Genomic DNA, 14,094 nt, shown 5'->3' on the forward strand with positions numbered 1-14,094 from the left:
CCAGCCCACCGGCAACCCTGGAGAGACCGCCGCATGAACACCCAGACCCGCGAAACCACATCCATGAGCGATGCCCAAAGCAAAGCCGGCACGCTGATCGAAGCACTGCCCTGGATCCAGCGCTTCGCCGGCACCACCATGGTGATCAAGTACGGCGGCAACGCCATGGTCAACGATGAATTGCGCCGTGCCTTCGCGGAGGACGTCGTGTTCCTCCACCATGTAGGCATCCATCCCGTGGTGGTCCACGGCGGCGGCCCCCAGATCAATTCCATGCTGGCGCGGCTGGGCATCGAATCCGAGTTCAAGGGCGGCCTGCGCGTCACCACCCCTGAGGCGATGGATGTGGTCCGCATGGTCCTCACGGGCCAGGTGGGCCGTGAGCTGGTGGGCCTGATCAATTCCCACGGACCCTACGCCGTGGGCATGTCCGGGGAAGACGGCGGCCTGCTCCGTGCGGTCCGCACCGGAACCGTCATCGACGGCGAAGAAGTGGACCTGGGCCTGGTGGGCGAAGTAGTGGGCGTGAACCCGGAAGGCATCCTGGACATCCTGGCTGCCGGCCGGATCCCGGTCATCTCGACGGTGGCCCCCGAGATCGAGTCCGCCGGCTCCGGGACGGCCGCCGGCGACGTCCAGACCACGGGCCAGGTCCTCAACGTCAACGCCGATACTGCAGCGGCCGCCGTCGCCGAAGCGCTCGGGGCATCCAAACTGGTGATCCTGACCGACGTGGAAGGCCTCTACGCCAACTGGCCGGACCGGTCCTCGCTCATCTCCTCCCTGACGGCGTCGGAACTGCGCGAGCTCCTGCCGTCCCTTGAGTCCGGCATGATCCCCAAAATGGAGGCGTGCCTCAAAGCCGTCGAAGGGGGAGTGGAGCGCGCGCACATCGTGGACGGCCGCCTCCCGCACTCCATGCTCCTGGAAACTTTCACCACCGCCGGCATCGGCACCCAGGTGGTCCCCGACGAGGAAGTGAACGCATCATGACCGATACAGAACTGAGCCCGAGCGCCGCAAGCGCACTCGTTGGCCACACCACCGGAGCCGAGTGGCTCTCCCGCTACTCCGCGTCGCTGATGGGTGTGTTCGGTACCCCGCAGCGTGTGCTGGTCCGTGGCGCCGGCTGCCTGGTCTGGGACGCCGACGGCAAGGAATACCTGGACCTGCTCGGCGGCATCGCCGTCAATGCCCTGGGCCACGCCAACCCGTTTGTCACCTCCGTCATCTCCAGCCAGCTGGCCACGTTGGGGCACGTCTCCAACTTCTTCACCAGCCCCACGCAGATTGCCCTGGCCGAGAAGCTGCTGGCCCTCGCCCACGCGCCGGCGGGCTCCAAGGTGTTCTTCGCTAACTCCGGCACCGAGGCTGTCGAAGCCGCCTTCAAACTGGCACGGCGCAACGCCACCGGACCCAACGGTGCACCCCGGACCAAGATCATTGCCCTCGAAGGTGCCTTCCACGGACGCACGATGGGCGCTTTGGCCCTGACCGCCAAGGAAGCCTACCGGGCACCCTTCGAGCCGCTGCCCGGCGGCGTGGTCCACATACCCTTCGGTGATGTCGCAGCACTGGAAGCCGCCATCGACGAGACCGTGGCCGCCGTCTTCCTGGAACCCATCCAGGGCGAGGCCGGCGTCCGGCCCCTCCCTGCCGGGTACCTGAAGGCAGCCCGGGAAGCGACCACGAAGGCCGGCGCCCTGCTGATCCTGGACGAGGTCCAGACCGGAATCGGCCGCACCGGCAAGTGGCTCGCCAGCGAAGACGCCGGGATTGTGCCCGACGCTGTGACCCTGGCCAAGGGCCTGGGCGGCGGGTTCCCCATCGGCGCGCTGATCACCTTCGGGGAGCAGACGTCGTCGCTCCTGACCGCGGGCCAGCACGGCACCACGTTCGGCGGCAACCCGGTGGCGACGGCGGCTGCCCTCGCCACGCTCCACGCGATCGACAGCCAGCGCGTCCTGGAAAACGTCGCAACGGTGGGGGACTACCTCCGTACCGGCCTGGCCGGCGTCGACGGCGTCACGGAAGTCCGCGGGGAAGGCCTGCTGATCGGCTTCGACCTGGACGCGGACGTGGCACCTGCCGTCGTGGCAGCCAGCCTCGACGCCGGGTTCATCGTCAACGCTCCCGGGCCGCACACCATCCGGCTTGCTCCGCCGCTGGTCCTCACCACCGAACAGGCCGGCACGTTCCTCGCCGCACTCCCGGTACTCCTCCAGACAGCTAAGGACGCGCAGTGACCCCTGTAACCACCACCCGCCACTTCCTCAAGGACACGGACCTCAGCCCCGCCGAGCAGGCCGAAGTCCTGGACCTTGCCGTCCGGATGAAGGCCGCCCCGTACAGCGTCCAGCCGTTCGCCGCCGAGGGAAGCGGCCGCAAGACCGTTGCCGTCATCTTCGACAAAACCTCCACCCGCACCCGGGTGTCCTTTGCCACCGGCGTCGCGGACATGGGCGGCAACGCGCTGATCATCAACCCGGGCGAGGCGCAGATCGGCCACAAGGAGTCCGTGGAGGACACCGCCAAGGTCCTGGAACGCATGGTCTCCACCATCGTCTGGCGCACCGGGGCCCATGCCGGCCTGGTGGCCATGGCCAGCAACTCCAAGGTGCCGGTCATTAACGCCCTGTGCGATGACTACCACCCGTGCCAGCTCCTGGCGGACCTGCTCGCGGTCAAGGAACACAAGGGCGAACTCGCCGGCCTGACCATGGCCTACCTCGGTGACGCTGCGAACAACATGGCCAACTCGTACCTGCTGGCCGGCGTCACCGCCGGAATGCACGTGCGCATCGCCGGGCCCGAGGGATACCTCCCGGCCGCCGAGATCGTGGCCGCTGCCGAGGAACGCGCCGCGGAGACCGGCGGGTCGGTGCTCATCACCACCGACGCCGCCGCAGCCCTGAAGGATGCCGACGTCGTCGCGACAGACACGTGGGTCTCCATGGGGCAGGAAGCGGAAAAGGAAGCCCGGATGCAGCTGTTCCGCGAGTACTCCGTCGATGAGGCGGCGATGGCACACGCCGCGGATGACGCCGTCGTGCTTCACTGCCTGCCCGCCTACCGCGGCTATGAGATATCGGCCGGTGTCATCGACGGACCCCAGTCGATCGTGTGGGACGAGGCCGAGAACCGGCTGCACGCCCAGAAGGCGCTGATGGCGTGGCTGATGCACCGGTCCGGACTGGCCGTGGTCGAGGGCCTGTCTCCGGTTGAAGGTGCCGGGAGCACGTCCTAGTGTCCGTCCCGTCCGCAGCGCCGGGCTCCAGCCCGGCCACCAAAACGGCCCGCCAGGCGCGCATCACCGCCATCCTGACGGGTGAATCGGTGCGCTCCCAGGCGGAGCTGGCCGCGCTGCTGGCGGACGACGGCGTCCAGGTCACCCAGGCCACGCTGTCCCGGGACCTGGTGGAACTCGGCGCCGTCCGCGTCCGCGGCAAGGAAGGCGTCCTCGTGTACGCCGTGCCCGGCGAAGGCGGCGAGCGTGCCGCCAAGAGCGGGGTGAGCCAGGAAATCCTGGACGCGCGGCTGGCCCGGCTGTGCGGCGAACTGCTGGTCACCGCGGAAGCCTCCGCCAACATCGCCGTGCTCCGGACACCGCCCGGCGCCGCCAACTTCCTTGCCCTGGCCATCGACCACTCCGTGATGCCCTCGATCCTGGGGACCATCGCCGGTGACGACACCGTGCTGCTGGTCTCCCGGGATCCGCAGGGCGGCCAAGACCTTGCCGCCCGGTTCCTGCAGCTGGCCGAGGACGCCGCGCAGTAATTTTCGCCCCATAAACTTGAAGACAACCAAGAACCCAACAACTAAGGAGCATTTTCGTGACTGAGCGTATTGTTCTGGCCTACTCCGGTGGCCTCGATACTTCCGTAGCCATCGGCTGGATCGGTGAAGCCACCGGCGCCGAGGTCATCGCTGTGGCGGTCGACGTCGGACAGGGCGGCGAGTCGCTGGAAACCATCCGCCAGCGCGCCCTGGGCTGCGGCGCCGTCGAAGCCTACGTGGCCGACGCTTCCGACGAATTCGCGAACGAGTACGCGATGCCCACGCTGAAGGCCAACGCCCTCTACCAGGGCCACTACCCGCTGGTCTCCGCCATCTCGCGTCCCGTGATCGTCAAGCACCTCGTGAAGGCTGCCCGCGAATTCGGCGCCACCACCGTGGCCCACGGCTGCACCGGCAAGGGCAACGACCAGGTCCGCTTCGAAGTGGGAATCCAGACCCTCGGCCCGGACCTGAAGTGCATCGCCCCGGTCCGCGACCTCGCCCTCACCCGCGACAAGGCCATCGCCTTCGCCGAGGAAAAGGGCCTCCCCATCGAGACCACCAAGAAGAACCCGTACTCCATCGACCAGAACGTCTGGGGCCGCGCCGTCGAAACCGGCTACCTCGAGGACATCTGGAACGCGCCCACCAAGGACATCTACGACTACACCGCCACCCCGGAATTCCCGCCGGCACCGGATGAGGTCACCATCAGCTTCCACCAGGGTGTCCCGGTAGCGATCGACGGCGTCAAGGTCACCCCGCTGCAGGCCATCAAGGAACTCAACCGCCGCGCCGGCGCCCAGGGCGTGGGCCGGATCGACGTCGTCGAGGACCGCCTGGTGGGCATCAAGTCCCGCGAAATCTACGAAGCCCCGGGTGCCATGGCGCTGATCACCGCCCACAAGCACCTCGAGGACATCACCATCGAGCGCGAGCAGGCCCGCTTCAAAGCCACGGTTGGCCAGCGCTGGGCCGAGCTGGTCTACGACGGTCAGTGGTTCTCCCCGCTGAAGCGCTCCCTGGACGCCTTCATCGAGGACACCCAGAAGTACGTCTCCGGCGATATCCGCATGGTGCTGCACGGCGGCCAGGCGATCGTCAACGGACGCCGTTCCGAGACCTCACTGTATGACTTCGACCTCGCCACCTACGACACCGGCGACACGTTCGACCAGTCCATGGCGCGCGGCTTCATCGAGCTGTGGGGAATGTCCGCCAAGGTAGCCTCCGGCCGTGACATCCGGGTCGAAGGAAAGTAGCCCCTGTGGCTGAGCAAAAGTCCGAAGCGACGAATACGGGCGCACTGTGGGGCGGCCGGTTCGCCGGCGGCCCCGCCGACGCCCTCGCTGCGCTGAGCAAGTCCACGCACTTCGACTGGCGGCTGGCCCGCTACGACATCGCCGGGTCCAAGGCGCACGCCCGCGTGCTGCACAAGGCCGGACTGCTGGACGACGCCGAACTCGAAGGCATGCTTGCCGCGCTGACCCGGCTGGACGAGGACGTTGCCTCCGGCGCGTACCTGCCGGCCGAGTCCGATGAGGATGTGCACGGGTCACTGGAACGCGGGCTGATCGAGCGCGCCGGCACCCAGCTGGGCGGCAAGCTCCGTGCGGGACGGTCGCGCAACGACCAGGTGGCCACCCTCGGCCGCATGTTCCTGCGCGACCACGCCCGGATCATCGCCCGCGGCGTGCTGGCCACCATCGAGTCCCTGGTGGACCAGGCCAAGGCGCACCAGGGGGTGGCCATGCCCGGCCGCACGCACCTGCAGCACGCCCAGCCGGTCCTGCTCAGCCACCACCTGCTGGCCCACGCCTGGGCGCTGCTGCGCGACGTGCAGCGGCTCCAGGACTGGGACAAGCGCGCCGGTGTTTCGCCCTACGGTTCGGGTGCCCTGGCCGGTTCATCGCTGGGGCTGGACCCGGAGGCAGTCGCGGCAGACCTGGGCTTCTTCTCCGCCACCCACAACTCGATCGACGGCACCGCTTCCCGCGACGTCTTCGCCGAGTTCGCCTGGGTTTGCTCGATGATCGGCGTGGACCTGTCCCGCGTGTCGGAGGAAGTGATCCTGTGGGCCACGAAGGAGTTCTCCTTTGTGACCCTGCACGATTCCTACTCCACCGGTTCCTCGATCATGCCGCAGAAGAAGAACCCGGACGTTGCCGAGCTGGCCCGCGGCAAGGCGGGGCGCCTGATCGGCAACCTGACCGGACTGCTGGCCACCCTCAAGGGCCTGCCGCTCGCGTACAACCGCGACCTGCAGGAGGACAAGGAGCCGGTCTTCGACGCCGCCGACACCCTGGAGCTCCTCCTTCCGGCTGTCTCGGGCATGATCGCGACGCTGAAGTTCAACACGGAGCGCATGGAGTCGCTGGCTCCGCAGGGCTTCGCGCTGGCAACGGACATCGCCGAATGGCTGGTCCGGCAGGGCGTGCCGTTCCGCGAAGCGCACGAGCTTTCCGGCGCAGCGGTCAAGCAGGCCGAAAGCCGGGACGTGGAGCTGTGGGACCTGACGGATGAGGAATACGCGGCCATCTCGGCGCACCTCACGCCCGAGGTCCGCACGGTCCTCTCCACCGAGGGGTCGCTCAACAGCCGCAACTCCCAGGGCGGCACGGCGCCGGCCGCCGTCGAACGCCAGCTGGTTGCGCTGGAAGCCGAGCTCGCCGGGGTACGGGAGTACGCCGCCTGACCCTGCAACGCTCTCGCAGATAATGCGCGTTAAGCCGGAACGCTCGCTCACTTTCTTGCGGAAGGTGATCGAGCGTTTCGGGTTTTCCTGCATCAACCGAGAGAGCGTCGCCCAGCCGGGCCCGGCTCAGACCGCTTCGCGAGCCAGCAGGCTTTCCTTGACGCGCAGGCCCCAGCGGAAGCCGCCCAGCGTGCCGTCCGTCCGGATGACGCGGTGGCACGGCACAAAGAGGGCTGCCGCGTTGAACGCGCACGCACTGGCTGCAGCCCGGACCGCCTTGGGGTTGCCGGCCAGCGCCGCATATTCGGTGTAGGTGACGGGGAAACCCGGCTTGACCAGGCGCAGCACATCCCAGGCGTGTGCACGGAAGGGGCCCGACCGCTGCAGGACGGGCACGGCCATCGCCCGTGCGGGGTCCCCGCTGTAGAAGGCGTCGACGGCGGCTGAGATCTCACCGAGGTCCGTCACCTCCTCCATCCCGTCGGGACGGAGCTGCGGATGGATCTGGCCGGTCAGGTCGCCGGGTTCGGCGGTCCAGCCCGAGGCGAGGACCGCACCGTTCCCGGCAAGGATGGTAAAGGGACCGTCCGGCGTGGACATGGTCAACAGCTGGGCTTTCATGGCATCACTTTCTCTAAAACCTTGCTTTCACGTGCGGGGACCTTTGACGCGGCTGCGCGCCACAGGTGCATGGTCGCGTAGGACCGCCACGGGCTGACTTCCCTGAAATCGGGCGCCGGCGGGCCGGAAACGGGGAGGTCGGTTCGCTCCGCCCCCGCCGCAAGCGACCGGAGCCCGTTCCTCACAGCGGCGTCATTGGCCAGGAACACGTCAGGGGCGCCCAGCACCCGCATCGCCACATAGCCCACTGTCCAGGGCCCGACGCCGGGCAGCGGCAGCAGCTTGGCACTGAGGCCGGGCAGGTCGTCGCCATAGCCGAGGTCCAGTTCTCCGGCCGCCAGTGCCGACGCCGCCGAGCGGAGGGCGTCAATCCGCCGCTGCGGGCCGCGCAGCAGTGTGTAGCCGGAGTCTGCGATCTCGGCCGCCGTGGGGAACAACCGGTCCAGGCCCTCGCCCGGCACCAGGCTGGGGCTTCCGGCGGCCGCGAGCTGTGTGAGCGCAGTCCGGGCCGCCGCCACGGTGATCTGCTGCCCGATCATGGCCCGGACCAGGAGCTCCTGCGGATCCACGGCGCCCGGCATCCTGATCCCCGGAGCGGCTGCAACGGAGGCGGCCAGCCGCGGATCCGCAGCCAACGCATTGTCGATCGCCACAGGGTCCGCGTCGAGGTCGAAAAGCCGGCGCACCCGGCTCAGCAGCGCCGGCAGGTCCCGGAGGTCCACCGCGCCGATGGTGAGGGTCAGCGGCCGCCCGGGTGCGTCGCCGTCGTAATTCACACTGAAGCGGGCGTCGCCATGGGGGAGCCGCAGGGTGCGGGCGTACGACGTCGGCGTCCCCGCCTCGATCCCGGGGATCGCCCGGACTGCCAGGAACGAAAAAACGCCGGGGTGGAACGGTTCACGGTACGGGAGGTTGAGCGTCAAGGAAGTAGCGGCGGCCGGTGCCGTCCCGGGCGTACGATGCCGTGCCGTGGCCCGCAGCGCGGTAGGCGTCATGGCAAAGACCTCCACCACGGTGTCGTTGAACTGCCGGACGCTGCTGAAGCCGGACGCGAAAGCGACGTCGGCCAGCTTCATGGCCGTGGACACCAGCAGGGTGCGCGCCGTCTGGGCACGGCTCGCCCTGGCCAGAGATAGCGGGCCGGCACCGAGTTCGTTGCTGAGGATCCGGTTGAGCTGGCGCGCTGAATAGCCCAGCCGGGCCGCCAGACCCTCCACCCCGTCACGGTTGATCACACCGTCGTTGATCAGGCGCATCGCCCGTCCTGCCACATCCTGCCGGATGTTCCAGGCCGGCGTCCCGGGGACTGCTTCGGGGAGGCAGCGCTTGCAGGCCCGGTAGCCGGCGTCGTGCGCTGCGGCGGAGGTTTCGTAGAAGGTGACGTTGGCTGCTTTGGGGGTGCGGGCGGGGCACGACGGGCGGCAGTAGATCCCGGTGGTGCGGACAGCGGTGTAGAACTGCCCGTCGAAACGGGTGTCCCGCGCGTCGATCGCACGGTAGCGCTGCCAGAAGTCCATCCCCCTATCCTGCCAGCCGGACGACGGGTGTGCTAGCGGAAATCGGACATGGCCGTGCGGGTTCGGTAGAGTCGGTGGATGACCGCCAGCAGCAGTTCCCTGGGACCTGAGGAGTCGCCGGACGCGCTCCGAACGTTCCTGTCCGGTGATGCGCGCAGGATCGCACCGCTGCTGCTGGGTTCCGTCCTGACCCACAACAGCCACGAGGGGACCGTGGCCATCCGCATCACGGAACTTGAGGCCTACATGGGCCCCGGCGACTCCCTGCACCCGGATCCCGGCTCGCACACCTTCCGCGGGCCAACCCCGCGCAACGCACCCATGTTCGGGCCGGCCGGCCACCTCTACGTCTACTTCACGTACGGGATGCACTACTGCGCCAACATCGTCTGCGGTCCTGCCGGGACGGCGTCCGCGGTGCTGCTGCGCGCGGGTGAGGTGGTGGAAGGCCGGCACCTGGCGCAGGTGCGGCGGCCGACGTCGAAATCACCGCGTGACCTGGCGAGCGGTCCCGCGCGGCTCGCCACCGCCCTGGCGCTCACCACCGCGGACAGCGGACGCGATGCCCTCGTGGAGCCTTTCGGGCTCCGGCTCCCGGCCGTTCCGGCGCCACACTATGGTGCCGGGCCCAGGGTGGGGGTCTCCGGCGACGGCGGCTCCGCGGACTACCCGTGGCGTTTTTGGTTGCCGGGCGACCCCACCGTGTCCCGCTACAAGGCCGCGAAGGTCCGGCGCGCGTAGACTGCGTTGGCGCTGCACGCAGGCCGGCTTCCAGCCTGGGCCGCGGCATGATCTCCCGCCCCGTCGCCCTCCAGGGCGAACGGCTCCAACCGGCGCTGCAGGTCCTGCTGCACGGACGGCCATTCCGGCTGCAGGATCGAGAACACGGCCGAATCCGCCCGGGTGCCATCCGGTGCGGTGCGGTGACTGCGCAGTACGCCCTCGAACGTGGCCCCCAGCCGTTCGATTGCCGCGGCGCTGCGCACATTGCGCGCATCGCACCGGAAAGCGGCCCGGTGAACGTCGAGAACCTCGAACGCGAAGGCGAGCAGGGCATGCTTGCTGGCAGGGTTGACGTGGCTGCCCCAGAACTGCCGCCCAAAGAAAGTCCCGCCCACCTCGACCCGTTGCTGCCCGGCGTCGAAGGCGTTCAGGGCGGTGGTGCCCAAGATGGCGCCCGTACGCTGGTCCGTCACGGCGAAGGCCCAGCCGGCAGGATCGGCTGTTTTGGCTTCAAACAAAGCCGCGAGCTCGTCGGCGCTGTGCGGCTGCGGTGCCGCCATGCCGGCCCACATCGCCTCATCCACGAAGTCATACAGGGCGTGGGCATGCTCCGGTGCCAGCGGGATGAGTGAAAGCCCGTGGCCGGTCAGAACAATCTCGTGGTGCATTGCAGTATTGAATCAGTCCGGGGCCGGCGCCGACACAGATGGCGGCAGCAGGAAGAGTGAACATTGGATGACATCGGGGGTGAGGCCACAGGCGGGCACGTTCATCGAAATGGTTGTAGAATGGACGGTCTGTCTTTTGCGATAGGGGAACGTTTAATGCTCGACGCCGATTTGGCCCACGAACGCGATTATGTTGCTGGCTTGTACGCGCGGCTGGAAGAGCTACGCGCCGAGAAGCGCCAGCAGTTGGCACAGGTCCGCCGGGCCGGTGCCGTGGGCACCATGCAGAATGTTTCCGAACGTGACGCCTTCGCGGCGCTGTACGAGGACCGCCTGGCCCAGTTGGACGCCGTTGATGACCGGCTGGTGTTCGGCCGGCTGGACCTGGATTCCGGTGAGGCCCAATACATTGGCCGCATTGGGCTGACCACCGATGACCTGCAACGGCTCATGGTGGACTGGCGTGCACCCGAAGCCGGGCACTTCTACCAGGCGACCGCGTTCGACCGGCAGGGCGTCCGGCGCCGGCGGCACCTGATTCTTCAGGGCCGTGAAGTCAAGGCCATCGAGGATGACGTTCTCGACGCCGGGATGCTGGCGGACAACGCCTCGCTGCAGGGCGAGGGGGCGCTCCTGGCCGCGCTGGATTCGAAGCGCACGGGCCGGATGTCGGACATTGTCAGCACCATCCAGTCGGAGCAGGACCGCATCATCAGGTCCGCCATCTCCGGTGCGCTGGTGGTCCAGGGCGGGCCCGGTACGGGCAAGACAGCCGTCGCACTGCACCGTGCGGCCTACTTGCTGTACACCCACCGGGAACGGCTGAAGACTGCCGGCGTGCTGCTGGTGGGGCCGTCGTCGTCGTTCATGAAGTACATCGAACGTGTGCTTCCCTCGCTCGGTGAGACCGGCGTGGTCATGGCGAGCCTGGGACGCCTGATGCCGGGCATCAACGCTGTTCCGGAACCCGAGGCCGATGTCGCGGCCATCAAGGGGCGGCTGGACATGGCGAAGGTGGTGGCCAATGCCGTGGCCAACCGGCAGCGGATCCCTGCTGAGGACCGCATCCTGGAGGTCGACGGCCGGAAACTGGTACTGACTCCCCGGCAGGTCAGCCGGGCTCGCGAACGCGCCCGGTCCACCGGCAAGCCCCACAACGAGGCACGCCTGACGTTCGTCAAAATCCTGCTCCGCGAGCTGACGGAACAGATGACTGAACTGGTGGAGGCCGGGAGCATCGGCAACAACGCGGACCGCTCCTATCTGGCGGAGGACGTCCGCACTGCCCGCGATGTCCGGATCGTGCTCAACCTGTGCTGGATGCCCATGACTCCGGAGAAGCTGATCACCGAACTCCTGAGCAAGCCCGCCGTGCTGGCGGCCTGCACCCCGCACCTCAGCCTCGAGGAACAGAAACTGCTGCTGCGTCCCTCGGACGCGCCCTGGACCGAGGCGGATGTCCCGCTGCTGGACGAAGCGGCCGAGCTCCTTGGTGAGCTCGATCCGGCTGCCGGCCGCGGCATTGCCCAGCAGGAGCATGACCGTGCCCGTGACCTGGCCAACGCCAAACAGACGCTGGTCAACATGGAACATATGGGCGTCGACGTCATGATGACCGCCGAGGAACTGGTGGAGCAGAACCAGGAGCGGCAGAACCGGCTGACGGCCGCCGAGCGCGCCACCACCGACCGCACGTGGGCCTTCGGCCACATTGTGGTGGATGAGGCACAGGAACTTTCGCCGATGCAGTGGCGCCTCCTGGTCCGCCGGTGCCCGCTGAAATCCTTCACCATCGTGGGGGACATCGCGCAGACGAGTTCCGTCGCCGGTGCCAACTCCTGGCAGGGAGCCTTGGGGCCCATGTTCGGTGACCGCTGGCAACTGGAGGAGCTGACGGTCAACTACCGTACGCCGTCGCAGATTGCCGAAGCCGCCGCCCGCATGGCCAACGCGGCCGGGCTGGTTGTTTCCGTGCCCAAGGCTGTTCGGGAGGGGCGCTGGGCGCCCGTCATTGACAAGGTGGCGCAAGGCCAGGTGGTCAGCCGCCTCGTGGAGGTGCTCCCCGAGGAACTGGACGCGCTCGACGGCGGCCTGCTGGCAGTCATTGCCGACGGCGACCTCCTTCCCGCGGCCACCTCAGCCCTGCGGGCCGTCTATGGCCGGCGAATCGGCAACGGGGCGGGCAGCTACGAACAGGACATCGTGGTCATCAGCCCGCGCGAGGCCAAGGGCCTGGAGTTCGACGGCGTTGTGGTGCTGGAGCCGTCCCGGATGCTCAATCACGAGCACGGCCGCGTGGGTGACCTGTACGTGGCCATGACCCGTCCCACGCAGCGGCTCAGGCTGATCGCTGCAGAAGGCATTCCCGCCGGTATCGAAGGCTGAGCTGCTCCGCTGTTGATCTTCTGACGCCCGGCTCCGTTCATGACGGGGCCGGGCGTCGTCGATCCTGCTAACTTAGAAGTCGTGTCAGAACTCAACGATCTCGAATCCCAGCAGAACGACCCCACCTTCGCCAATGTCTGGCAGGAGCTGAAGTGGCGCGGCCTGGTCCACGTTTCCACCGATGAAGCGGAGCTGGAAAAGCTCCTCGCGGGCGAGCCGGTCACCTATTACTGCGGGTTCGATCCCACCGCGCCGAGCCTGCACCTGGGCAACCTGGTCCAGCTCCTCCTGATGCGCCGCCTCCAGCTGGCCGGCCACAAGCCGCTGGGACTCGTGGGTGGTTCCACCGGGCTGATCGGCGACCCGCGGCCCACGGCCGAACGGACGCTGAACACCAAGGACACGGTGAACGAGTGGGTCGGCTACCTGCAGGCACAGGTCCGCCGTTTCCTGAGCTTCGAGGGATCCAACGCCGCACGCATGGTCAACAACCTTGACTGGACCGCGCCCCTGAGCGCCATTGATTTCCTGCGGGAGATTGGCAAGCACTACCGGGTGGGCACGATGCTCCGCAAGGACGCTGTGGCTTCCCGCCTCAACTCTGATGAAGGTATCAGCTACACGGAATTCAGTTACCAGATCCTGCAGGGCATGGACTACCTACAGCTCTTCCGCGACTACGGCTGCATGCTGCAGACCGGCGGCTCGGACCAGTGGGGCAACCTCACCAGCGGCACCGAGCTGATCCGCAAGGTGGAGGCCAAGACGGTCCACGCCCTGGGGACGCCCCTCATCACCAATTCCGACGGCACCAAGTTCGGCAAGAGCGAGGGCAACGCCATCTGGCTCGACGCCGGCATGTGCAGCCCTTACGCCTTCTACCAGTTCTGGCTCAACACCGCTGACGCCGATGTTGTGGACAGGCTCAAAGTCTTCACGTTCCTGAACCGCGCAGAGATCGAAGCGATTGCCGCCGCCGTGGCTGAGCGACCGTTCGCCCGGGAGGGCCAGCGGAAACTGGCGTTTGAGGTCACCGCGCTGGTCCATGGTGTGGAAGCGACCCAGAAGGTCATCGCAGCATCCGCAGCGCTCTTTGGCAACGGGGATCTGACCGCGCTGGACCGGCCAACCCTGGAAGCAGCGACGTCGGAGCTTCCCTCCGCCAGGATCCAGGTGGATGGCCTGGGAATCATTGACCTGCTGGTGGCTTCAGGCCTGTCCGACAGCAAGTCCGCTGCCAGGCGGACGGTCAGCGAAGGCGGTGCCTACGTAAACAACGAGAAGGTGTCCGACCCGGAAGCTGTCATCTCCGAAGATGAGCTGCTTCACGGGCAGTACCTCCTGTTGCGGCGCGGAAAGAAAAACCTCGCCACCGTGGAAGTCCTGGTCCCTTAGCCGTTTCTGCGCGTCAATGCACGCTCCTCCGCAGCCGATTTGCACGGCCGCGGGGGAGCGTGTATTGTTTTCTGAGTCGCCGCCGCCGAGTGGCGACAAACCCCTTCAAATACAAGCGATTCATCATGTGCAAAACACAAAAAAGATGGAAAGCTTCGTTTTTTGCTGGGCGGATTCAGCTTGCTAAGGTGAATATCCGGAAAATACCTGGATTTGCAAAGTAAAACTGAATCAACTAATGTATAAACATCGCAGCGAAGAAAAACGAAACAAAAGAAATTCATTTACTGAATTGTTTCGGGAAGTATTCGAA

Annotated in this window: 12 protein-coding genes; 9 read left to right on the plus strand and 3 right to left on the minus strand. The window is 67.3% G+C overall.

Translation table 11 applies throughout. The features are described from left to right. The first annotated feature begins 33 nt into the window (after positions 1–33). From argB to argH, 6 genes are read left to right on the plus strand one after another with little or no spacing between them, the layout of a single operon-like run. Entirely contained in the window at positions 34–993 is a 960-nt protein-coding gene (gene argB / locus NQJ30_RS13705; RefSeq protein ID WP_255770497.1) for an acetylglutamate kinase, read from the plus strand. Next, a complete protein-coding gene (locus NQJ30_RS13710; RefSeq protein ID WP_255770498.1) occupies positions 990–2,246 on the plus strand; it encodes an acetylornithine transaminase in 1,257 nt (418 codons plus the stop codon). The genes argB and NQJ30_RS13710 overlap by 4 nt, the downstream gene beginning before the upstream one ends. After that, entirely contained in the window at positions 2,243–3,247 is a 1,005-nt protein-coding gene (gene argF, locus NQJ30_RS13715; RefSeq protein ID WP_255770499.1) for an ornithine carbamoyltransferase, read from the plus strand. Before NQJ30_RS13710 ends, argF begins: the two co-directional genes overlap by 4 nt. Further along, entirely contained in the window at positions 3,247–3,777 is a 531-nt protein-coding gene (locus NQJ30_RS13720; RefSeq protein ID WP_255770500.1) for an arginine repressor, read from the plus strand. The genes argF and NQJ30_RS13720 overlap by 1 nt, the downstream gene beginning before the upstream one ends. 56 nt (positions 3,778–3,833) lie before the next feature. After that, positions 3,834–5,039, plus strand: a complete 1,206-nt coding sequence (locus NQJ30_RS13725) for an argininosuccinate synthase (protein ID WP_255770501.1) — start codon at positions 3,834–3,836, stop codon at positions 5,037–5,039. Between the two features lie 5 nt (positions 5,040–5,044). Then, positions 5,045–6,472 carry an argininosuccinate lyase gene (gene argH, locus NQJ30_RS13730; protein ID WP_255770502.1) on the plus strand — a complete coding sequence of 476 codons (1,428 nt, stop codon included), beginning with the start codon at positions 5,045–5,047 and terminating at the stop codon, positions 6,470–6,472. Positions 6,473–6,598: 126 nt separating this feature from the next. On the opposite strand, the gene NQJ30_RS13735 is transcribed toward argH, so the two are convergent. Together NQJ30_RS13735 and NQJ30_RS13740 are read right to left on the minus strand one after the other, a co-directional pair. Beyond that, positions 6,599–7,093, minus strand: a complete 495-nt coding sequence (locus NQJ30_RS13735) for a methylated-DNA--[protein]-cysteine S-methyltransferase (protein ID WP_255770503.1) — start codon at positions 7,091–7,093, stop codon at positions 6,599–6,601. Beyond that, positions 7,090–8,610, minus strand: a complete 1,521-nt coding sequence (locus tag NQJ30_RS13740; RefSeq protein WP_255770504.1) for a DNA-3-methyladenine glycosylase 2 family protein — start codon at positions 8,608–8,610, stop codon at positions 7,090–7,092. The genes NQJ30_RS13735 and NQJ30_RS13740 overlap by 4 nt, the downstream gene beginning before the upstream one ends. Positions 8,611–8,688: 78 nt before the next feature. On the opposite strand from NQJ30_RS13740, the gene NQJ30_RS13745 reads away from it, so the two are divergent. Further along, on the plus strand, positions 8,689–9,351 hold the full coding sequence (locus NQJ30_RS13745; RefSeq protein ID WP_255770506.1) for a DNA-3-methyladenine glycosylase: 663 nt from the start codon (positions 8,689–8,691) through the stop codon (positions 9,349–9,351). On the opposite strand, the gene NQJ30_RS13750 is transcribed toward NQJ30_RS13745, so the two are convergent. Next, positions 9,321–10,001 (minus strand): GNAT family N-acetyltransferase, encoded by a 681-nt coding sequence (locus NQJ30_RS13750; protein WP_255770507.1) that lies wholly within the window; start codon positions 9,999–10,001, stop codon positions 9,321–9,323. The two genes, NQJ30_RS13745 and NQJ30_RS13750, sit on opposite strands and share 31 nt — an antisense overlap. A gap of 156 nt (positions 10,002–10,157) precedes the next feature. On the opposite strand from NQJ30_RS13750, the gene NQJ30_RS13755 reads away from it, so the two are divergent. Both NQJ30_RS13755 and tyrS read left to right on the plus strand, forming a co-directional pair. Beyond that, entirely contained in the window at positions 10,158–12,386 is a 2,229-nt protein-coding gene (locus NQJ30_RS13755; RefSeq protein ID WP_255770508.1) for a HelD family protein, read from the plus strand. Between the two features lie 81 nt (positions 12,387–12,467). Further along, complete coding sequence (gene tyrS, locus NQJ30_RS13760; RefSeq protein WP_255770510.1) at positions 12,468–13,781, plus strand: tyrosine--tRNA ligase; 1,314 nt, start codon at positions 12,468–12,470, stop codon at positions 13,779–13,781. Positions 13,782–14,094: the final 313 nt, after the last annotated feature.

This window comes from Pseudarthrobacter sulfonivorans, from assembly GCF_024391045.1.
Classification (GTDB): Bacteria; Actinomycetota; Actinomycetes; order Actinomycetales; family Micrococcaceae; genus Arthrobacter; species Arthrobacter sulfonivorans_B.